This window comes from Anoxybacillus sp. J5B_2022, from assembly GCF_026847645.1.
In the GTDB taxonomy this organism is placed as follows: Bacteria; Bacillota; Bacilli; order Bacillales; family Anoxybacillaceae; genus Anoxybacteroides.
This window is the reverse complement of record NZ_JAPSMC010000050.1, coordinates 1-20559: the sequence shown is the minus strand read 5'-3', so window position 1 is coordinate 20559 and position 20559 is coordinate 1. Positions and strand designations below refer to the sequence as shown.

Here is a 20559-nt window from a genome sequence, read left to right as displayed (position 1 = left end):
ATCAAAAACTTTTTATCCAATATAAGGAAGAATTAAAGAGAATGGGAATTACTTTTATAAAACAAGAGATGCTGCACGAAGCCGTTTTAGAAAAAATTAAAGGCATTTCAGTAGTATCGCGGTCTATAAATAAAGAAAAACATTTTCACGGCAATGTGTTAACTGCGGGATGGGTTGATTCACAATTGAAAAGAAACGATTTACTAATAATGAAAAAAACAGCATTAATTACCCCGAAAGCAAAGGATATGTTACTGGAAAAACAGATCGAGGTCAAATATGTATAGAGGTGATCCTCTTTGTTTCTTGGGCGAGTAATAGGAAGTGTCTGGGCCACTCAAAAAGAGTCAGGGATGGAAAACTTAAAACTTTTACTTGTTCAACCTATTCATGCTGACGGCACAGATGCAGGCGCACAAGTTATATGTGCAGATAGGATAGGAGCAGGTCAAGGAGAAACAGTCATTGTTTCACGCGGGAGTTCTGCTAGGGTGCTAATTAACAAAGACTCTCCTGTTGATGCAGTTATTGTGGGAATTGTAGATTCTTTTGAATATCGTCACTAGAGGGAGGGAAGGGATGGAAAAAAAAGAGCGTGTAATTCAGGAGTATGTGCCAGGAAAGCAATTGAACTTGGCTCATATCATTGCAAACCCTGATGAGTCGTTGTATACCCGTCTCGGGATAAATGATGCTGGAGCCATCGGGATTTTAACGGTTACCCCTACAGAGACAGCTATTATTGCTGCCGACATTGCTACGAAATCAGCAAATGTAGAAATAGGTTATTTATATAAGTTGAAATTTTGTTTTACATCCAGCGGATCACTTCACCACGTTATATCATATCGGTTTGTATTTAGATGAAAACGGAAACGAAAAATCGGAAATTCTTTATTGCAACTTATATATATGAAAGATCGAAACAAATGATGGTATCTCACAATTTTGTTGTATATTTTCCTCTTTTTGTTAAAAAATAAGGAAGACATTTTTAAGACGAGGGGGAGAAGAAATGCCGACAACGGAAAAACGACTACTATTCTTCTCGTTCCTTGCAATCGCTCTGTTTGTGTCGCCGTATTTCATTTTAGGCGAGAATGCGCATATGCGCGTGCACGATAACTTAGACTCCAATATTGCGTGGTACAAAGTGTTAGCAAAAAGCGGAGAGTTGTTCGGCCCTCTTCATGCGGTCATTCCGCAAATCATTAATGGATTGCCGAGAAATGCGTTCGGAACAGAGTTTAGCGGCATCGTTTGGCTTCATGCGCTTCTACCGTCCATTTACGCTTACGGAGCCAGCCAAGCGATAACGCGGGTATTTGCGTTTATCGGAATGTATTTATTATTGAAAAAACATGTCATTCAAGCATCGGAGTGGGTGTGGATCCGCATCGGAGTATCGCTCGCTTTTGCGTTAACCCCGTTTTGGCCATCCGGGATGTTGAGCACGCTCGGCATGCCGCTGGCGTTATGGGCGTTTTTAAACATTCGTGCCGGAGGGCGTTCATGGGTGAACTACGTTGCGCTGACGTTGTTGCCGTTCTATTCAAGTCTTGTGCTCGGCTTTTTCTTTTTTCTCAGCGCGATGGGCATATGGTGGCTTGTCGATGCCATTCGCCAAAAAAGATGGAACATCCGTTTTTTATTGGCGATTGTGTACATGGCGTCGATCTATATGGCCATCGAGTATCGCCTTGTCCATTCGCTTTTATTTTCGGAAGAGCCGACGAGCCGCGATGAATATTTTCATGCTCGTTTATCGCTTTGGCGTGCTGTTCGGCTAACGTTCAAAAACTACATTCTCGGTCATACGCATGTGATGACCGTACACGGGCTTGTCATTTTGCCAGTGACGTTGCTGGCGCTGTATATCGTCTGGAAAAAGAAATGGTGGAGGCAAGAAAAAACATTTTTGTTTCTTCACGTTTTAAACTTCGTTCTTTCAATGTGGTATGCGTTTTGGTTTTATAAAGGCTGGCTTCCATTGACGGAGCGGTTTGACCTTCTCGACAAATTTAATTTCGCTCGCTACCACTTTTTGCGCCCGATGGTCATTTACGTCTTGTTTGCCCTTTCGTTAAAAATCATATGGAAGCAAGGAAAAACATGGCGAAACATTGGCTTCATCGCACTGGCGGCGCAAATCATTGTATTGACAGCGTTTAACGAAGAAATCATCTATCGAAACAAACCGTCGTTTCAACAATTTTATGCGGAAAAACAATTCGCGGAAATTAAACGGTATATCGGGCTTCCGGTTGAGACTTATCGCGTGGCCAGCATCGGCATTCACCCAGCCATCGCCCAATACAACGGGTTTTATACGCTCGATACGTATAACAATTTTTATCCGCTTGTCTATAAGCATCAGTTTCGACAAATCATCGCGCCTGAGCTAGCGAAAAATCCGACGCTGCGCGAGTACTTTGATGAATGGGGAGGGCGCTGTTACATATTCGTTGCGGAGCTAGGGAAAAGTTATATGTTTAAAAAAAATTCAAAGAAAAAAATAAAGCATTTACAGTTGAACACCGACGTGTTTTACGAAATGGGAGGGCGCTACATTTTTTCTGCGCTTCCGATTGAAAACGCAGCGCGCAATCGGCTAACGTTGGACAAAGTGTTTCGCTCGAAACAATCCGCATGGAACATTTATTTATACAAAGTAGTACATAAAGGAGGCACCCATGATAACTGAACCTGTTTTGACGATCGTCATTCCTTGTTACAATGAAGAAGAAGTTCTTCCTAAAACGATTCGGCAACTGCGTGAGTTACGCGAACAGCTTATTGCCGAACGGCTTATTTCCAACAAAAGCACCTTGCTGTTTATCGATGATGGGAGTCGCGATGCAACGTGGACGATGATTTATAAAGCAAGCTTGCGCTATTCGGAAGTGAAGGGCGTGAAGCTCGCTCGCAACGCCGGACATCAAAATGCTTTATTAGCCGGGCTTTTTTCTGCGAAGACTCGCTCGGACTGCATCGTGTCTATTGATGCAGATTTGCAAGATGACGTTTCGGTCATTCGTGAGTTCGTCAAAAAATTTCATGAAGGGTATGAAATTGTTTACGGTGTGCGCAATAAGCGCGATGCGGATACGTTTTTTAAACGCCATACGGCCCAAGGATTCTATAAGTTAATGAAGGCGATGGGTGCTCAACTTGTATACAATCACGCCGATTACCGTCTGATGAGTCGGCGCGCGGTGGAAGAGTTGGAACGGTTTGAGGAAGCGAATTTGTTTTTGCGCGGCATCGTCCCATTGCTCGGATTCCGTTCGACGACTGTTTCCTATGACCGAAAAGAACGGCTAGCCGGCGAAACAAAATATCCGCTCAAAAAAATGATCGCTTTTGCACTCGATGGCATTACCTCTTTCAGTATTACGCCCATTCGGCTGATTTCGCTCGTCGGTTTTGTTTCTTTTTTTATCAGCATATTCTTTGGTGCGTATTTTCTGTTTTTAAAATTTACAGGCCACACGCAAACGGGCTGGACATCGCTCATTACTTCCATTTGGCTGTTAGGCGGTTTGCAGCTGATCGCCTTCGGTTTAATAGGGGAATATATCGGAAAAATTTACAAAGAAACAAAACGGCGGCCACGCTATATTATTGATTTAGATTTATTTAACTTGCCCATGCCAGGTTCGTTTTTTGGTGAAGAAGTGAAAATGACAGATCAAAAGAAGCGAGTGTAACGATTTTTCGCTTGCATTCTTTTTGAAGAAGGAGTAGACTGTGCTTGTAAATCAATATGGAAGCGGGAGCCTGTGGAAGCAGGCTGAGAGTACGGCTAATCCGCCGTTGACCGTTTGAACCTGTTGGATAATGCCAGCGCAGGGAAGGTGAAAAAGAAAAGGGTACACTTTGCCTATGCGCAAAGTGTATTTTTTATATTCAAAAACATTCCGTGCGTTGGCGGACTTGAACAACTGATCGGGGGAGGAAAGCAATGAACATTCAAGACGTCGTGAAAACTTTAGAAAGCGTGCGGCAAACGAATCCGCTCGTTCACAACATTACAAATGTCGTCGTCACAAACTTTACAGCGAACGGTTTGCTTGCCATCGGCGCTTCGCCAGTGATGGCTTACGCAAAAGAAGAAGTGGCGGATATGGCGAAAATTGCTGGAGCGCTTGTGCTAAACATCGGCACATTAAACGAAACAGAAGTAGAAGCGATGCTTATCGCTGGAAAAGCCGCAAATGAACATGGCGTTCCGGTTGTTTTCGATCCAGTTGGGGCTGGGGCGACTCCGTATCGTACGGAAACTGCTCGCAAACTAGTGCGCGAACTAAACGTGTCGATTATTCGCGGCAACGCGGCAGAAATCGCTAATGTGATCGGGGAACAGTGGACGATTAAAGGGGTTGATGCCGGTGAAGGGAACGGAGATACCATCGCGTTAGCGAAAAAGGCGGCACAGCAGCTTCGGACGGTTGTCGCCATCACAGGCAAAGAGGATGTCGTCACAGACGGAAATACGACTTACCTCATTCGCAACGGTCATCCTCTTTTAACGAAAGTAACAGGAACGGGATGCCTTGTCACATCCGTCATCGGGGCGTTTGCCGCGGTCGAAAAAAACTTTGTACACGCAGCAACATCCGCGCTTATAAGCTACGGAGTAGCAGCGGAAATAGCGGCAAACGAGGCGGCGGAAAAAGGGCCAGGCAGCTTTCAAATCGCCTTTTTAAATCAGCTCGCGAAAATCGGAACAGATGACATTGTTCGCTACGGTTCTATGGAAAATATCGAATAAAAGGAAGTGGAAAGATGAACGTGTATAAAGCGTTGACCATTGCCGGATCTGATAGCGGTGGAGGAGCCGGCATTCAGGCAGATTTAAAAACGTTTCAAGAATTGCAAGTGTTCGGAATGTCCGCGATCACAGCGGTGACAGCGCAAAATACGCTTGGCGTGCAAGGAGTGTATCCGCTTCCAGTGGAAGCGATTGAAAAGCAAATTGAATCTGTCGGAACGGATTTAGGAGCAGATGCGGTCAAAACAGGAATGCTATTTAGCGCTGATATTATTCAAGCGGTTGCGAACAAAGTGAAACAGTTTGGTTTTAGCCGGCTTGTCGTTGATCCAGTGATGGTCGCAAAAGGTGGTGCCCCGCTTTTACAAGCAGAAGCGGTTCAGGCATTAAAAACGTATTTACTGCCACTGGCGATGGCAGTCACTCCGAACATCCCAGAAGCGGAAGTGTTGACAAATATGACGATTCATACGCTAGATGACCGTCGGGAAGCGGCGAAGCGCCTTCATGATCTTGGCGTGCAACATGTTGTCATTAAAGGCGGCCACGATGATGAGGGAGAAGAAGCGGTTGATTTGTTGTATGACGGCCATGAATTTTCGTATTTCACAAGCAAGCGCGTCGAAACGACGCATACACACGGAACGGGTTGCACGTTTGCGGCAGCGGTAACGGCGGAACTTGCGAAAGGTCGTACTGTCAAAGAAGCGGTCGAAACAGCGAAAGCTTTTATTCAAGCAGCGATTGAAGAGGAATTAGGGATTGGACATGGGCACGGACCGACGAATCATTGGGCGTATCGCAGGAAATTTTTTGCATAGGTGATGGACAGTGGCACGAATTTCAACGGAACAGCTGCAAGAAAAGTTGCGTGTATATTTTATTATGGGAAGCAATAACTGCCGAAAAAATCCGCTCGAAGTGTTAACAGAAGCGATCGAAGGCGGAGTTACGCTTTTTCAGTTTCGTGAAAAAGGGCACGGGGCTCTTTCCGGTGCAGAAAAGTATGCGTTTGCCAAAGAGTTGCAAGCGATTTGCCGCAAGTACGGCATCCCGTTTATCGTCAATGATGATGTCGATTTAGCGCTTGCGCTTGATGCGGACGGCGTACATATTGGGCAAGAAGATGAGCGGGCCGATATCGTGCGTGAAAAAATTGGTGACAAAATTCTAGGGGTTTCTGCACATAATTTGGAAGAAGCAAAACGAGCAATTGAGCAAGGGGCCGATTATCTTGGTGTTGGTCCGATTTTCCAAACGAGCACGAAAACGGATGCGAAAGAAGCGCAAGGAGTCGAAGTGCTTCGGCATTTACGCCAGCAAGGCATAGCTATTCCTATCGTCGGGATTGGTGGTATTACGCCTAATAACGCGAGAGATGTTATCGTTGCCGGAGCCGATGGAGTATCGGTCATTAGCGCAGTAAGTTTAGCGGACTCCCCGAAAGAAAGCGCACAGCTGCTGGCTAGAGCCGTTCGTGAGGCATTCAATCATTGAAAAACGAGAAAAAATGGTCTCTTCCGTTTGTCTGTGCTATAATGATATAGAAAATAAAACGAATCCATGGAGTGAATCACATGAATATCGGGTTTGGCGAAATCGCATTGATCGTGTTTTTTGCCCTTTTGATTTTTGGACCGAAAAAATTGCCTGAGCTTGGACAGGCCGCAGGAAAAACGTTGCGCGAATTTAAAAATGCGACAAAAGGAATTATTGACGACGAAGAACAAAAAGCGCAAAAACATGATTAATCAGCAGCTTGGCTCGACGCCAAGCTGTTTTTTATGGACAAAAACAGACAAGTCGGGATCAGCTGCCCATATATTAGTATAAAGCGAAAAATTGAGGTGGCTCTCATGATCAAAAAGGCAGCAGCAATCGGAGTGGGGAGTCTGTTGTTGGCCATTGGTATTAACGTGTTTTTAGTGCCGCACCATTTATTGGACGGTGGAATCATTGGAATCGGGTTAATTGTCAAATACATATGGAACGTGAAAGTAGGGGCTACGATCATTTGTTTAAGCGTGCCGCTTTATATCATTGCTTGGTTTTATTACCGGCCGTTTTTTTATAATAGTCTGCACGGGCTGTTGTTTTCGTCGCTCATGATTGACATTAGTTCTGTGTTGCGCGGCATTATTCCATTAGATGCGCTCACAAGCTCGGTGGTAGGTGGAATATTGGTTGGTGCGGGGATTGGCCTAATGTTAAGGGAAGATACGAGTACGGGAGGGACGGATTTATTGGCGCAATTCATTGCGAAACTGACGAATTGGAATGTCGGGGTGATTATTTTTTTCATCGATATGGCGGTCATTACAATCGGAAGCCAAATTGTTCCAAATACTTCTTTTCTAAACTCGTTCATCGTCGTTACAGTCGTCGGCATCGTGACGACGATGCTCACGAAAAAATGAGGTCAGACTAAGCTCTTTTGGATGTCAGGCACAAAAGTGTTTCCACTTTTAACGTTAGTTTTTTAATACGTGTTGATTAACAAATCTCCCTATATATGCAAATTGGCACTTTAACATCGACAGGATAATGAAAATAAATGATCATTAATTTTTATCTTCATAGAAAGATAGCAGACAGGTAGTGAATACGATACGATAATAATGAGAGGAGGGAGGAAATTGAGAAAATACGTATTTTATCTTTTGTCTGTTTTCATTTTGTTTGTTTTATCAAGCTGCCAGTCAGCGCCTTCGAAAATGCCCGCTACTGTCGAGCGAGTGGTTGATGGGGACACATTGAAAGTGCAAATTGGCAAAAGGGAAGAAACGGTGCGACTACTCTTAGTAGATACGCCAGAGTCAGTTCATCCGACAAAGCCGGTGCAACCGTTTGGGCCGGAAGCAAGCCAATATGTGAAAAAGTTATTGCCGCCGGGAACGAAGGTCGAGCTGGAACTCGATGTGCGCGAGCGGGATAAATACGGTCGTTTGCTTGCGTATGTATGGATTGGAAAAAAGATGTTAAATGAATTGCTATTGGAAAAAGGATATGCGCGCGTTGCTTATGTATTTGAACCGAATACGAAATATGTAGACGAATTCCGGCGCATTCAAGAAGAAGCGAGGAAAAAGCGACTGAACATTTGGTCTATTGAAGATTATGCTACGGATCACGGATTTCGTGAGGAAGCGGTCCGTCCATCCGAAGCCACTGCCTCTTGTCCGAAACCGTTGATTAAAGGAAACATCACAAAAAATGGAGAAAAAATTTATCACGTCCCTGGTAGTCCGCAATATAACGCAACAAAAGCGGAAGTGATGTTTTGTACGGAAAAAGAAGCGCAAGCAGCGGGATTTCGCAAGCCGTCGCACTAAATAACTCTCTCCTAAACTGGGAGAGAGTTTCCTTTTTTTAAGGGAAAAGAAATCGAAAACGACGTAATCTTTTCATCCGATGTGCACATAATTTTTCCGTCATGATCTTCAATGATCTTTTTGCATACGTAAAGCCCGATTCCTGTCCCGAGCTTTTTCGTCGTGAAAAACGGTTCGAAAATGGCTTGAACGGTTTCCGGGGGAATCATTGGTCCGTTATTCGAAATTTTCATAAGGACCTCCTCTTCGTTAGATGATACGTGAACATGAATTTGGCGCGGCTTTTCTTTTTCTTTGACCGCTTCAATCGAGTTTAGGAGAATGTTCATGCATACTTGTTTTAACTGATCTTTATACCCAAAGACACTTGCTTCCGGATCGATCGATGTGGAAACATCGACATCTGCTTCGATAAAACTCGGATATAAGAACGCCACAATTTCTTCTAATAGCTGTTCTAAAAAAATGATTTCTTTTTGTTGCTCTGCTGTTTCTTTCCTTGAGGCATGAAGAAATTGCGAAATACGGAATTTTAGCTGCTGCAATTCATGGTCGATAATATCTAAATATTTTAAGTTCGGATGCTCGAATTTAAGCAACTGCACAAACCCTATAATTGCCGTAAGCGGATTGCGAAATTCGTGAACAAAGCTGGATGACATTTGGCCGAGCAACGTCAGCCGATCTTTATGAGATTGCGAGATAAGTAAGTTTTTTTCTTGAATTTCGGCATTTTTGAGCTCCGTATATTTCGTGACGGCATAAAACAAAAACTGGTCAAACAAATAGTTAATATCGTCTATTAAAGGTTGCAGTTCTTCAAGCGAAAGCCCCGACTGGAGTGCGTACCGAATCACTAAACTGCGCCCAAGATTTGTATTGTATACGAATTCACCAATATTGATGTTTGCTTCCGCTCGTTGTTTCGCGATTTTTTCTGCTAACGCTCGAATGTCATCGAGATGAAGCGTGCTCCCTAACATCTCTTTTACTAATTGAAAGACAGATAGACCGTTCCGTTCGACGTGGTCGATATATTTGTCGTCATCGGCAATATACATATGTTTTCTCCAATACGCAAGAAAATCAGATAAATGTTTTTCTAAAAATGCAATTAATTTTTCTCTTGAAGACCCCAAACTCATTCACCTCGTTTATTGCACCATTACATGATACTATTATAAAAGGAAACAACCGTAATAATAAAGGTAAATATTACCTAAAATGTAGTTATAACATACATAATGAGGTAAATACGAAAATTTTTTGATCACTTTTCACAAGTTTCTCACAGTATTTGTCTATTTGTAAGGGAGATTCATGTATGAAATGTTGAAAGAAAAGCTTGAAAGTTCTATAATCAATAGAGACTCATTGGACAAAGGTTGGCGATGTTTGTGAAACGATACGACTCTATTTTAGATTTAATCGGCAATACGCCGGTTGTGAAATTAAACCGAATTCCTGACCCTAACGGAGCGGAAGTATATATCAAACTTGAATCGTTTAATCCAGGAGGAAGCGTGAAAGACCGCGCTGCATTTCAAATGATTCGCCGCGCCGAAGAGGAAGGAAAGATTACACCGGGAAAAAGCACGATCATTGAGCCGACTTCTGGCAATACCGGAATCGGATTAGCGATGGTATGTGCGGCTAAAGGTTATCGCTGCATCATTACGATGCCTGATAATGCAACGATCGAGCGGGTGAAGATTTTAAAAGCATATGGGGCGGAAGTGCATTTAACCCCAGCTTCGCTTCGCATGCAAGGAGCGATTGATGAAGCGAATCGGCTGGCAGCGGAAATTCCTCATAGCTTTATCCCGATGCAATTTGAAAACAAAGCGAACCCAGATGCCCATCGCCATAGTACGGCGATTGAAATTTTAGAGGCGTTTGATGGACAGCTTGATGCCTTTGTGTTAACGGCCGGAACGGGCGGAACGGTGACAGGAACAGGGGAAGAGTTAAAAAAACACATTCCTCACTTGCGAATTTATGTCGTCGAACCATATGGATCGCCTGTGTTGTCAGGTGGAAAACCAGGTCCTCATAAAATTCCAGGAACGGGTCCCGGGTTTATTCCGAAAATATTGAATCGCGACATTTACGATGAGATTTTGTTAATTAAAGATGAGGATGCGCAAACGATGGCGCGTCGTTTGGCCGCAGAAGAAGGCATTTTCGTCGGCGCTTCAGCCGGTGCCGCTGCCCATTATGCTGTGGAAATAGCGAAACGTATGCCGCCATCCGCCCGTGTTCTCTGCATAGCTCCAGATTCCGGCGAGCGATATTTGTCGTCCGATTTGTTTGAAGGTTAATCACGAAAAACGGCTACTATTTAAAAAAGGTAGCCGTTTTGTGATATCTACCCATATCGTTTTTGTCGTTTTTTGCTAAATACTCACGTTTGAGGAGCAATCACTATATAAGCTTGAATGAAAAAATGCACGGTTTTTCGTGCATTTTTTCTTTGAAAACGAACGGCTCTTCTCTAAAATAAAACATAGGTAGGTGAGCAACATTGTTGAAAAAACGAAAAACATTGCAAGAGATCGTCGAGGAATGGAAGAAAAATGAACATGTCGTTCATTGGCATACAATTCCGGAAAGGGAAGCTAAAACCGTTCCGTTTCCCGAGTCGCTTCATCCTCTTTTAAAGCATGCATTACAAAAGCGAGGCATTTCTTCCTTATATACGCATCAAAAAGAAGCATACGAAGCGGTAGAAGCAGGAAAAAACGTTGTAGCCGTCACGCCGACGGCATCGGGAAAAACGTTGTGCTACAATTTGCCCGTTTTACAAACGATGCTTCATCGTCCGGAAGCGCGGGCGCTTTATTTATTTCCGACAAAAGCGCTCGCACAGGATCAAAAAAGCGCCTTAAATGAGATCATTGGGGAAATGGAGACGACGATTTATTGCGATACGTACGACGGAGATACGTCGCCGACCATTCGTCAAAAGGTAAGGAAAGCAGGCAATATTGTCATTACCAACCCCGATATGCTACATTCAGGAATTTTGCCGCATCACACGAAATGGGTCGCCTTGTTTGAAAATTTGCGTTTTGTTGTGATCGATGAACTTCATACGTATCGCGGGGTGTTCGGCAGCCATGTCGCAAACGTCATTCGCCGGTTAAAACGAATTTGCCGGTTTTACGGAAGTGAACCGCAATTTATTTGCACATCGGCTACGATTGCCAATCCGAAGGAACTAGCGGAAACGCTAACCGGAAACGAAATGGTGCTGATTGACCGAAACGGCGCACCGTCCGGAAAAAAACATTTCGTCTTTTATAACCCGCCGGTTGTTAACCGAGCGTTGAACATTCGAAAAAGTGCTACATTGGAAGTGAAGGAACTCGCAGCTGAACTGCTCAAAAATCACATCCAAACGATTGTATTCGCGAAAAGTCGTGTTCGGGTCGAAATTTTGCTTTCGTACTTGAAGCAACTTGTAAAATACGAGTTTGGGGAAACATCGATTCGTGCCTATCGCGGCGGCTATTTGCCAAGCGAGCGCCGGGCGATTGAAAAAGGGTTGCGAAACGGGGAAATTCGTGGGGTCGTAAGCACGAACGCGCTCGAGTTAGGCGTCGATATCGGGCAATTACAAGCGTGCATCATCACGGGCTACCCGGGCACGATCGCCAGCACATGGCAACAAGCAGGGCGCGCCGGGCGGCGACAAGAAGAGTCGGTCGTTGTGATCGTCGCAAGTTCAAGCCCATTGGATCAATATATCATTCAGCACCCTTCATATTTTCTCGAAAGAAGCCCGGAAACGGCCCGTTTAAATCCGGATAACCTCGTCATTTTAGCAGACCACATGAAATGTGCATCGTTCGAGCTGCCGTTTCGTCAAGGCGAAACGTTCGATGGCGTCGACGTAGAAGAGATTTTGGAATTTTTAGCGGACGAGCGCGTGCTTTATCGGAAAGGAGAAAAATGGTACTGGATGAGTGACTCCTTCCCAGCCCATACGATTAGCTTACGCTCTGCTTCGCAAGAAAATGTCGTTATTATCGATATTTCCGAAACAGGAGCGCATCGCGTGATTGGTGAAATGGATCGCTTTAGCGCGATGACGCTTCTCCATGAAGAAGCGATTTATTTGCACCAAGGCGTGCAATATCAAGTCGAAAAGCTCGATTGGGAAGAGAAAAAAGCGTATGTCCGGCAAGTCGATGTCGAATATTTTACCGATGCGAATCTCGCGGTCGAGCTCAAAGTATTGGAAGAAGACCGCAAGCGAGAAACAACCGCTGCCGAAATCGGATTTGGCGATGTGATGGTGCTAGCGAAAGCAACGATTTTTAAAAAAATGAAATTAGAAACACACGAAAATATCGGATCAGGGCCGATTTATTTACCGGAAGAAGAATTGCATACAAACGCTACATGGATCAGTCTCAAACGGGAATCACTGAATCATTGGAACGACGAGCGCATCGAACAAGGATTGTTAGGTGTTGCCCACGTCCTTCAATGTGTTGCGCCGTTGTTTGTCATGTGTGACCCGTCTGATTTGCATGTCGTCGCCCAAGTGAAAGCGGTGCATAACGAACAACCGACGATTTTCTTTTATGACCGCTATCCGGGCGGTATCGGGTTGAGCGATGCGTTATATCATGTGATGGAACAAGTGCTAGAGGAAGCGAAACAAATCATCGAGCGTTGTCCGTGTGAATCTGGATGCCCATCTTGCATCGGCACAGATGTAGGAACCTATCACGCGAAAAGCGATGCGCTTCGTTTAATGGGGATGTTGACTGATGGAAGGATTGAACAAGATGTCAATTAAACAAAAACTCGCAAGGCTAAAAGGTCATATATCCACCCAGCCGTCGATTTGCGAACGCGAAGAGGAAACAGTCATTCCTTATTTAGAGCGATGGCGTGATCTGAACGCCGAGCCATTCTTTTTTGACGGTGACTATTGCTTCGTTCGCGAAGTCATGTATTCGATAGACGATCGTCACGGCAACTATCGGCTCGGCGAGCTACATGATGTTCACCAGATGTGGCAACAAGCTCATCTTTCCCACCCACTTTCAAGCAAAGGACATGACGTAAGTGATCTGTTTTTCTTTGACACAGAAACGACAGGATTAGGCAGTGGGGCAGGAAATACTATTTTTTTGCTTGGCCATGCCCGCGTATATGATGACCGCGTAGTCGTACGGCAGCACTTTTTACCTTATCCAGGCGCGGAAGTGGCGCTTTATCAAAGCTTTTTGTCGGAAGTCGATTACACGACGCTCGTCACCTATAACGGAAAAGCGTTTGATTGGCCGGTAGTCAAAACGCGCCACACGCTTATTCGCGACACTGTACCGAAACTGCCTTCGTTCGGACACTTTGATTTGTATCATGCCGCGCGAAGAATATGGAAATATCGGCTCGAGTCCGTCCGGTTAGCTCACGTGGAAAAAGAGATTCTCGGGGTGGAACGGACGGAAGATATTCCTGGCTTTTTAGCACCGATGATGTATTTTGATTTTCTTTCATCCAAACATCCAGATGGGATTGCTGGAGTATTGAAGCACAATGAAATGGATGTGCTGTCGCTCATTGTGTTATACATTCATCTTTCAAAGCAAATTTTACAGGCTCAAGAAATCGACCACACCACTGAGCAGTTCGAAATGGCGCGCTGGTTTGATTCCATCGGAGAAGTAGGCGAAGCGAAAAAAGTATACAAACAAGTAGCCGAGGGCAATGAGCAGGAAGCGGCGAAAGCTAAATGGAATCTTTCGCTCATTTACAAAAAAGAAAAAAAATACGACGAAGCGATTGCAATTTGGCAAGAATTACTGCAAAGTGGCCATGACGTATGGAACGTCAAAGCGGCCATCGAATTAGCGAAAATATATGAACATCTTTTCCGGCAGCCGGAACGGGCGTATCAATACGCGCAGACAGCGTATCGTGCGTGGAAAGGGATCGCTCGCACCCATCGATCCAACGAATCGCCGCACGAATTGCTGAAACGGCTCGAAAGACTTGAACGGAAAATAAACAAATAACTATTTCCTTGGAAAGCGCAAAATACGACAGAAAATACAGAAAATTTATTTTTTCGAAGCGAAACTTGTAGAAAAATCGAAGAATGTGTACAATTATATGTTGTGAATGGAACGTATAAAAAGCGATGGATGGGGAGACAAGCCGTGAAAAGCATGTATAAAAAAATTTTATATTTGTTTTTTGTCGTTGTCGGTTTAACGGTTGTCGTGTTCACAAATTTAACATGACGGATGCTTTATAAAAATGGGTATATATACTAGTACGTGTCCGCTCCTTTCATCATAGGCTAGTATTGTCAAACAGCTTATGACAAAAGGAGAGATGTATATGCATTGCAGACCACATGTTGTGGCACCAATTGTTCATCCACCAAAATGCTGTGTGCAACATCATTTCCAAGCAACGATTGTGCCACATATCCATCCGTCCCATACGACGCATGTAAACCATCATCTTTACCAACATCAACACTATTTCCCGCACACCGAATCGGTAGTGAATGAAGTAGCGAACCAGCAATTCTTTTGCGGTGGCCCTGCACCGATGCCGTGGGGCTATTAAGTGGTGAGAAAACAGGAACTGAATCTCAGTTCCTGTTTTCTTGTAAGGAGGAAAAGGCGTTGTTAAAAGTGTTAGCGGTGACAGGTTATAAACCGCATGAACTGAATATTTTTACAAACGATCATCCGGCGGTTGCTTATATCAAAAAAGCGATCGAAAAACGTCTTATTGCGCTTTTAGAGGAAGGATTGGAGTGGGTTGTGATTAGCGGCCAATTAGGGGTAGAGCTGTGGGCGGCGGAAGTGGTGTATGAATTGCAGGAAGTGTACCCTCATTTGCAGTTGGCGGTGTTAGCGCCATTTTTGCATCAAGAAGAGCGGTGGAAGGAAGAAAATCGCGAATATTACGAACTCATCGTTTCTCAAGCCGATTTTTTTGACTATATTACGAAGCGGCCATACGAAACCCCCACACAGTTTCGGCTGAAAAACGAGTTCATCCTTGCCAAAAGCGATGGGCTGCTAATCGTTTATGACGAAGAAAGAGAAGGCACGCCGAAATTTATGTTCCACATGGCCAAGAAAAAAGAACATTACCCGATTTTTTCGATTTCGTTTGCCGATTTGCAAGCGATCGTAGAAGAGGAACAATGGTAAATTGACAATCGCTCGACTTTCTGAAAAAATAAAGGAAAGGATAGCGGATTGGAATAGGGGTGAAAACGATGTTGGCAGGTCGTGTGAAATTAACAGCGAAAGACATTTTGGAAAAGGAATTTAAAGTAAGTATGCGCGGGTATAACCAAGACGAAGTCGATCAATTTTTAGACATGATTATTAAAGACTACGAAGCGTTCCATCAGGAAATTGAAGAGTTACAACAAGAAAATATGCGGTTGAAACGCCAAGTGGAGGAACTGCAAAAACGGCAAATGATGCCGGTAGGAACGACGAATTTTGATATTTTGCAGCGCTTGTCCAATCTTGAAAAACACGTGTTTGGAAACAAACTGTACGAATAATGTACATACGCGAAAAAATTCCCATTGCAGTGAACAGCAAAATCGACTATACTACATGTTGCAGACATAACGGTATTAATAATGTTCGGGTAATCGCTGCGACATCTCTGTCGTAGAGGAAAGTCCATGCTCGCACGGTGCTGAGATGCCCGTAGTGTTCGTGCCTAGCGAAACAATAAGCTAGGGCAGTCTGGCGCAAGGCTGGGCTGACGGCGGGGAAAGAACCTACGTCCTTACGGATATGGTTCGATTACCCTGAAAGTGCCACAGTGACGGAGCTCTAAGGGAAACCTTAGGGGTGGAACGCGGTAAACCCCACGAGCGAGAAACCCAAATGATGGTAGGGGCACCTTCCCGAAGGAAATGAACGGAGGGAAGGACAGATGACGAGCTCATCTGTAGATAGATGATTACCGCCGGAGTACGAGGCGACAAGCCGTTTGTAGTACGAAGGAACAAAACATGGCTTACAGAACATTATTAATGCCGAAAGAAAAAGGGCTCTCGGTTTATAGAGAGTCTTTTTTTTGTCAAAAACGTGTCACAAAATATCGCTTGAATGAAAGAGAAAAGAAATAGTATAAAATGATATAAGCATCTTATTTATGATGGCTTTGTTTTGAAGCCATTATTGTTTTTCACATGGTGAAGCCGAAGAGGAGATGAAGCGGCATGGGCTCGAAGCTATTAGAGCAAATCGTATTTATAAACATTGCTAACAAGGTTATGAAACATATCAATGAAGGGGTTATGGTCACAGATCGGGAAGGAAATATTATGTGGGTGAATCCGGCTTTCGAGATCGTAACCGGTTATCATCAAGAAGAAATCATTGGCCAAAATCCGCGGTTTTTACAATCTGGGCTGCATGATAAAGCGTTTTACAAAAACATGTGGAAAGCCATTATTGAGAACGGTGTTTGGAAAGGGGAAATATGGAATAAAAGAAAGGACGGAGAGTTGTTTTTAGAATGGCTGACCGTTCATGCGATTAAAGATCCGCAAGGGAATGTGAGTCATTATTTGGCCATTTTCTCTGACATTACGATGCAAAAACGAAATATAGAACAATTAAAGAGGCTTGCGCACTACGACATGTTGACGGGCGTGCCAAACCGCTATTTATTTACGAAAAGGTTGGAGGATTTGATTGAAACATCTCGCCAGCACCGGCAACTATTTGCTTTGATGTTTTTAGATTTAGACCGGTTTAAATATGTGAATGACACGCTAGGTCACCATGCTGGAGATTCGTTGTTGCAGAAGGTGGCTCAACGCTTAAAGGGGATTTTGCAAAAAAAAGATACGCTCGCAAGATTTGGAGGAGATGAATTTGTCATTATTCTTCCTAATCTCAAACATATTCGTGAGGCCGCCCAAATAGCGAAAATGATCATTGACGTGCTAAAAGCTCCGTTTTCTATAGAGGGCCAAGATATATATGTCACAGCAAGTATAGGAGTTAGTTTTTACCCCCATGATGGCAAAAATGTTGAAGTGCTCATCCGCAATGCCGATCGCGCGATGCATAGCGCAAAGAAGAAAGGAAAAAACCGTTTTGAATTATATAACAGTTACGAGCATGGCAGCGATGAGCAAGATTTGGTGTTAGAAAACGACCTTCACAAAGCGTTGGAGCGTGGGGAGTTGTTATTGTACTATCAACCTCAGCTCGATCTCCGTACCAATCAAATTTCCGGAGTTGAAGCGTTAGTGCGCTGGAAACATCCTGAGCGCGGACTTGTTTCTCCCGCTGCCTTTATTCCGCTTGCCGAGGAAACGGGACTCATTATACCCATGAGCGAATGGGTGCTAGAAGAAGCATGTCGGCAGTTAAAACAATTACATCTTGCGTATCCAAAGCTAAAAATGAACGTCAATATTTCAGCCGTTCATTTTCTACAAAATGAATTCGTTAAAACAATTGATCGTATCTTTGAAAAAACAGCTGTTGATCCTCGTTATCTTGAGTTAGAATTGACAGAAAGCACGCTAATGCCGAATGCGCCATTCGCCATCGAGCGGCTCGTGCAGATGAAGCAAAAACAAATCAAAATCGCCATTGACGATTTCGGAACAGGGTTTTCTTCATTAAGCTATTTGCATCGCTTTCCGATTGATACGTTAAAAATCGACCAAAGTTTCATCCGTCATTTATCTTCATATCGAGGGGAAGCATCGATTGTGAAGGCCATTATTGAGATGGGTCATAGTTTAAACCTTTCTATAGTGGCCGAAGGGGTCGAAACGGAAAAGCAATATAAATTTTTAAAAGAACAAAGGTGTGACTACGCCCAAGGATATTATATTTCGAAGCCGCTTCTGTTTGATGAGTTGCAGCAATTTTTACGGGAATGGAATACAGAATAGGAGATGTCAATATGAGCAAACTTACAATTATCGCCACAGCGGCGATGGGCATTGAATCGATTGTCGCCGATGAAGTGCGGCGCCTTGGCTATGAATGTACCGTAGATAACGGTAAAGTCACGTTTGAAGCGGACGAATTGGCGGTTTGCCGCGCGAATTTATGGCTGCGCACCGCGGACCGCGTCAAGCTCAAAATCGGAGAGTTTAAAGCGACGACGTTTGAGGAGCTGTTCGAGCAAACGAAAGCGCTTCCGTGGGCGGATTATCTTCCGGTTCATGCGGAGTTTCCGGTCATCGGAAAATCGGTGAAGTCGCAGTTATTTAGCGTATCCGATTGCCAAGCGATCGTTAAAAAAGCAATCGTTGAAAGCTTAAAGCAGCATTACCGCGTGTCATGGTTCGAGGAAACAGGACCTCTCTATCGCATCGAAGTCGCGCTCCATAAAGATATCGCGACATTGACGATCGACACAAGCGGTGCTGGTCTTCATAAGCGCGGTTATCGCGTGGCGCAAGGCGAAGCTCCGCTTAAAGAAACGTTAGCTGCCGCGCTCATTCAATTGACGAACTGGACGCCGGATCGACCGTTTGTCGATCCGTTTTGCGGCTCGGGAACGATTCCGATTGAAGCGGCGCTTATTGGTCAAAACATCGCGCCTGGATTTAACCGCGATTTTGTTTCCGAGCAGTGGGACTGGATCGGTCAACGCAAATGGGAATTGGCTCGCGAAGAAGCGGAGGATGTTGCGAACTACGATCAGCCGCTCGATATTTCTGGCTTTGATATCGATCACCGCATGGTGGAAATCGCGAAAGAAAACGCATTGGAAGCCGGGCTTGGCGATCTCATTACCTTTAAGCAAATGCAAGTGAAAGACTTTACGACGAAAAAACAATACGGGGTCATCGTCGGCAACCCGCCGTACGGAGAGCGGCTTGGCGAGCGGAAAGAAGTTGAAAAAATGTATGAAGACATGGGGGAAACATTTTCGGCGTTACATACTTGGTCGATTTACATCTTAACTGCCCATAAAGAATTTGAAAAATATTACGGCAAACTAGCGACAAAACGCCGGAAGCTGTTTAATGGCTTTATCGAAACGCAGTATTATCAATATTGGGGCCCGCGCCCACCGAAAAAGGAACAGTGATAAGTGAAACACACTTTCTTCGCACGAAAGTGTGTTTTTTACACAATAAAACATCCATGAGCAAGTTTTGCTCGCCACCCAAGCATGAAAATAACCGTTCATGAACCCGTTATTTTCACAGAAAAAAGAGCGGGCGTGTTGATTAACCAATAAAAACCAGTTGACATCGCTCTATTCCTAGCTTTTCTGCCGTTGTCGGCAAACGAACCGTTTGCCGACTGGGCATGCGCACAGCATGCCCTCCTCGAACAATGAACGCTTTGCGGGCAAATTACATTTGCCCGCCGGCGTTCTTGTTCGAGGAAAAGACAGAAAAGCTTATGTTCAGCCATATGATTCTATGTTTTTTAGTAAAATAATGGATAATCAACACTAGTGAAACGATTTAATTAAAGCATCCGAATAAATCGGGTGCTTATTTATTTGGAGTTAGATTTGCGAATAAACAACGTATTTTTTTGGATTTTTTTGAAGGAAATGATTCATTTTCATAGGAGATTAGCGATATATTGATGCAAATTAAATGAATTTTGTGGTATAATCTCCTTAAAATAAGCATATACTAACCTCTTAAGGGAGGTGTAGTGTATGTGTGATAAGGAGGAGAAGGATATGGCGATTGCTCAAAGAAATGATAGTGAAAAATTATCATTTATGGACGACATAAAATCGATCATTCGAACGAATATGAAGAAAAAGGGTTTAACGCCTGCTGAAGCGAGGAAGTCTTTAGGCATTAAAAAGTATGAAAAGAAACAACATTAAAACAGCGGTTCTTGATACAAATATTTTTATTGCGGCTTGGTTCGAAGAATCTATAGCATGCGAAAAAATATTGGAATTAGTAAAAAATAAAAAGATAAGACTTCTCTTCGCTCAGGATACTATTGGTGAATTGATTTATTTGGTTAAAAATTTTGCTCGTCATAACATTGATTGTGTGTCTGATAGGATTATATTGTTAAAAAGTATTGCAGAACTTTTTTATCATTCATTATCAGTTAATACGATGAATGTTGAAATTGAAAAATCTAACGATAAATATGATGATATGTTTTTGAAATGCGCCATTGCAGGTAATGCAGATTATTTAATAACTGACGATATGAAACATGGTTTGCATGAAAGAGAATTTGATCATTTAAAAGTATATACATCAGAAAATTTTATAAAACAATATGAAGAAGAACATGGAGAGATAAAAATTCAGTCGTCTTAAGATGGCTTTTTTATTTTTGTGTTTATATAAGTATATGATTATATATTTATATAATGTATTGTATGGTGGTAAGTAGTATAGGTGGGAAATGAGTGCAAACCTGCGGACAAATGTAGACATGTTAAAAAGGGAGTAAAATTAGGATATTTTGTAGA

21 protein-coding genes, 1 other RNA gene, 1 pseudogene and 1 riboswitch are annotated in these 20559 nt (G+C 43.5%); of the genes and pseudogenes, 22 read left to right on the top strand and 1 reads right to left on the bottom strand.

All coding sequences use genetic code 11. The annotated features are described in order from the left end of the window. The 11 genes and pseudogenes from M4I42_RS12870 to M4I42_RS12820 form a co-directional block, all read left to right on the top strand. Window positions 1-287 (top strand): annotated as a pseudogene (locus M4I42_RS12870) (hypothetical protein); the annotation flags it as partial. A 12-nt stretch (window positions 288-299) separates the two neighbouring features. Then, window positions 300-566: a EutN/CcmL family microcompartment protein gene (locus M4I42_RS12865; RefSeq protein WP_183250872.1), complete on the top strand. Its 267-nt coding sequence runs from the start codon at window positions 300-302 to the stop codon at window positions 564-566. A 13-nt stretch (window positions 567-579) separates the two neighbouring features. Then, window positions 580-867 (top strand): BMC domain-containing protein, encoded by a 288-nt coding sequence (locus tag M4I42_RS12860; protein ID WP_328284624.1) that lies wholly within the window; start codon window positions 580-582, stop codon window positions 865-867. 148 nt (window positions 868-1015) lie between these two features. After that, window positions 1016-2704, top strand: coding sequence for a DUF6044 family protein (locus tag M4I42_RS12855; RefSeq protein ID WP_268852531.1), 1689 nt, complete (start codon window positions 1016-1018; stop codon window positions 2702-2704). Continuing rightward, complete coding sequence (locus M4I42_RS12850; RefSeq protein ID WP_268852532.1) at window positions 2697-3710, top strand: glycosyltransferase family 2 protein; 1014 nt, start codon at window positions 2697-2699, stop codon at window positions 3708-3710. Before M4I42_RS12855 ends, M4I42_RS12850 begins: the two co-directional genes overlap by 8 nt. Window positions 3711-3762: 52 nt before the next feature. Then, a riboswitch (TPP riboswitch) is annotated at window positions 3763-3872 on the top strand. A gap of 92 nt (window positions 3873-3964) precedes the next feature. Then, window positions 3965-4774 (top strand): hydroxyethylthiazole kinase, encoded by an 810-nt coding sequence (thiM, locus tag M4I42_RS12845; protein ID WP_268852530.1) that lies wholly within the window; start codon window positions 3965-3967, stop codon window positions 4772-4774. A 14-nt stretch (window positions 4775-4788) separates the two neighbouring features. Further along, a complete protein-coding gene (gene thiD, locus M4I42_RS12840) occupies window positions 4789-5595 on the top strand; it encodes a bifunctional hydroxymethylpyrimidine kinase/phosphomethylpyrimidine kinase (RefSeq protein WP_268852529.1) in 807 nt (268 codons plus the stop codon). Between the two features lie 10 nt (window positions 5596-5605). Beyond that, window positions 5606-6271 (top strand): thiamine phosphate synthase, encoded by a 666-nt coding sequence (thiE, locus tag M4I42_RS12835; protein ID WP_268852528.1) that lies wholly within the window; start codon window positions 5606-5608, stop codon window positions 6269-6271. Between the two features lie 80 nt (window positions 6272-6351). Further along, window positions 6352-6525, top strand: a complete 174-nt coding sequence (locus M4I42_RS12830) for a twin-arginine translocase TatA/TatE family subunit (protein WP_268852527.1) — start codon at window positions 6352-6354, stop codon at window positions 6523-6525. A 105-nt stretch (window positions 6526-6630) separates the two neighbouring features. Further along, on the top strand, window positions 6631-7191 hold the full coding sequence (locus tag M4I42_RS12825) for a YitT family protein (RefSeq protein WP_268852526.1): 561 nt from the start codon (window positions 6631-6633) through the stop codon (window positions 7189-7191). A gap of 219 nt (window positions 7192-7410) precedes the next feature. Then, window positions 7411-8106, top strand: a complete 696-nt coding sequence (locus tag M4I42_RS12820) for a thermonuclease family protein (RefSeq protein ID WP_268852525.1) — start codon at window positions 7411-7413, stop codon at window positions 8104-8106. A gap of 11 nt (window positions 8107-8117) precedes the next feature. Here the strand turns inward: M4I42_RS12820 and M4I42_RS12815 are convergent, their stop codons facing one another. Beyond that, complete coding sequence (locus M4I42_RS12815; RefSeq protein WP_268852524.1) at window positions 8118-9245, bottom strand: histidine kinase N-terminal domain-containing protein; 1128 nt, start codon at window positions 9243-9245, stop codon at window positions 8118-8120. Between the two features lie 258 nt (window positions 9246-9503). Between M4I42_RS12815 and cysK the strand changes: the two genes are divergently transcribed. The 11 genes from cysK to M4I42_RS12760 all read left to right on the top strand — a co-directional run bounded on the left by cysK (window position 9504) and on the right by M4I42_RS12760 (window position 20404). Further along, window positions 9504-10427 (top strand): cysteine synthase A, encoded by a 924-nt coding sequence (cysK, locus tag M4I42_RS12810; RefSeq protein ID WP_268852523.1) that lies wholly within the window; start codon window positions 9504-9506, stop codon window positions 10425-10427. 206 nt (window positions 10428-10633) lie between these two features. After that, complete coding sequence (locus M4I42_RS12805) at window positions 10634-12916, top strand: DEAD/DEAH box helicase (protein WP_268852522.1); 2283 nt, start codon at window positions 10634-10636, stop codon at window positions 12914-12916. Continuing rightward, complete coding sequence (locus M4I42_RS12800) at window positions 12906-14141, top strand: ribonuclease H-like domain-containing protein (RefSeq protein WP_268852521.1); 1236 nt, start codon at window positions 12906-12908, stop codon at window positions 14139-14141. The genes M4I42_RS12805 and M4I42_RS12800 overlap by 11 nt, the downstream gene beginning before the upstream one ends. Window positions 14142-14469: 328 nt before the next feature. After that, entirely contained in the window at window positions 14470-14703 is a 234-nt protein-coding gene (locus tag M4I42_RS12795) for a spore coat protein (protein WP_268852520.1), read from the top strand. Between the two features lie 59 nt (window positions 14704-14762). After that, entirely contained in the window at window positions 14763-15299 is a 537-nt protein-coding gene (locus M4I42_RS12790; protein ID WP_268852519.1) for a DUF1273 domain-containing protein, read from the top strand. A gap of 68 nt (window positions 15300-15367) precedes the next feature. Continuing rightward, on the top strand, window positions 15368-15664 hold the full coding sequence (gene gpsB, locus M4I42_RS12785) for a cell division regulator GpsB (protein ID WP_268852518.1): 297 nt from the start codon (window positions 15368-15370) through the stop codon (window positions 15662-15664). A gap of 81 nt (window positions 15665-15745) precedes the next feature. Further along, window positions 15746-16139, top strand: an RNA gene (gene rnpB / locus M4I42_RS12780) — RNase P RNA component class B. Between the two features lie 197 nt (window positions 16140-16336). Further along, complete coding sequence (locus tag M4I42_RS12775) at window positions 16337-18034, top strand: putative bifunctional diguanylate cyclase/phosphodiesterase (RefSeq protein WP_268852517.1); 1698 nt, start codon at window positions 16337-16339, stop codon at window positions 18032-18034. A gap of 11 nt (window positions 18035-18045) precedes the next feature. Then, window positions 18046-19185: a THUMP domain-containing class I SAM-dependent RNA methyltransferase gene (locus tag M4I42_RS12770; RefSeq protein ID WP_268852516.1), complete on the top strand. Its 1140-nt coding sequence runs from the start codon at window positions 18046-18048 to the stop codon at window positions 19183-19185. Between the two features lie 612 nt (window positions 19186-19797). After that, window positions 19798-19950, top strand: coding sequence for a hypothetical protein (locus tag M4I42_RS12765; RefSeq protein ID WP_268852515.1), 153 nt, complete (start codon window positions 19798-19800; stop codon window positions 19948-19950). Continuing rightward, complete coding sequence (locus M4I42_RS12760; RefSeq protein WP_268852514.1) at window positions 19931-20404, top strand: putative toxin-antitoxin system toxin component, PIN family; 474 nt, start codon at window positions 19931-19933, stop codon at window positions 20402-20404. The genes M4I42_RS12765 and M4I42_RS12760 overlap by 20 nt, the downstream gene beginning before the upstream one ends. Window positions 20405-20559: the final 155 nt, after the last annotated feature.

Bases quoted from the DNA above. Each gene is read 5' to 3' on its own strand.
- M4I42_RS12830 (WP_268852527.1), top strand. From the start codon at position 6,352: ATGAATATCGGGTTTGGCGAAATCGCATTGATCGTGTTTTTTGCCCTT.
- M4I42_RS12800 (WP_268852521.1), top strand. From the start codon at position 12,906: ATGTCAATTAAACAAAAACTCGCAAGGCTAAAAGGTCATATATCCACC.
- M4I42_RS12860 (WP_328284624.1), top strand. From the start codon at position 580: ATGGAAAAAAAAGAGCGTGTAATTCAGGAGTATGTGCCAGGAAAGCAA.
- M4I42_RS12855 (WP_268852531.1), top strand. From the start codon at position 1,016: ATGCCGACAACGGAAAAACGACTACTATTCTTCTCGTTCCTTGCAATC.
- M4I42_RS12825 (WP_268852526.1), top strand. From the start codon at position 6,631: ATGATCAAAAAGGCAGCAGCAATCGGAGTGGGGAGTCTGTTGTTGGCC.
- M4I42_RS12775 (WP_268852517.1), top strand. From the start codon at position 16,337: ATGGGCTCGAAGCTATTAGAGCAAATCGTATTTATAAACATTGCTAAC.
- M4I42_RS12765 (WP_268852515.1), top strand. From the start codon at position 19,798: ATGGCGATTGCTCAAAGAAATGATAGTGAAAAATTATCATTTATGGAC.
- M4I42_RS12795 (WP_268852520.1), top strand. From the start codon at position 14,470: ATGCATTGCAGACCACATGTTGTGGCACCAATTGTTCATCCACCAAAA.
- thiM (WP_268852530.1), top strand. From the start codon at position 3,965: ATGAACATTCAAGACGTCGTGAAAACTTTAGAAAGCGTGCGGCAAACG.
- gpsB (WP_268852518.1), top strand. From the start codon at position 15,368: ATGTTGGCAGGTCGTGTGAAATTAACAGCGAAAGACATTTTGGAAAAG.
- thiD (WP_268852529.1), top strand. From the start codon at position 4,789: ATGAACGTGTATAAAGCGTTGACCATTGCCGGATCTGATAGCGGTGGA.
- M4I42_RS12770 (WP_268852516.1), top strand. From the start codon at position 18,046: ATGAGCAAACTTACAATTATCGCCACAGCGGCGATGGGCATTGAATCG.
- M4I42_RS12760 (WP_268852514.1), top strand. From the start codon at position 19,931: ATGAAAAGAAACAACATTAAAACAGCGGTTCTTGATACAAATATTTTT.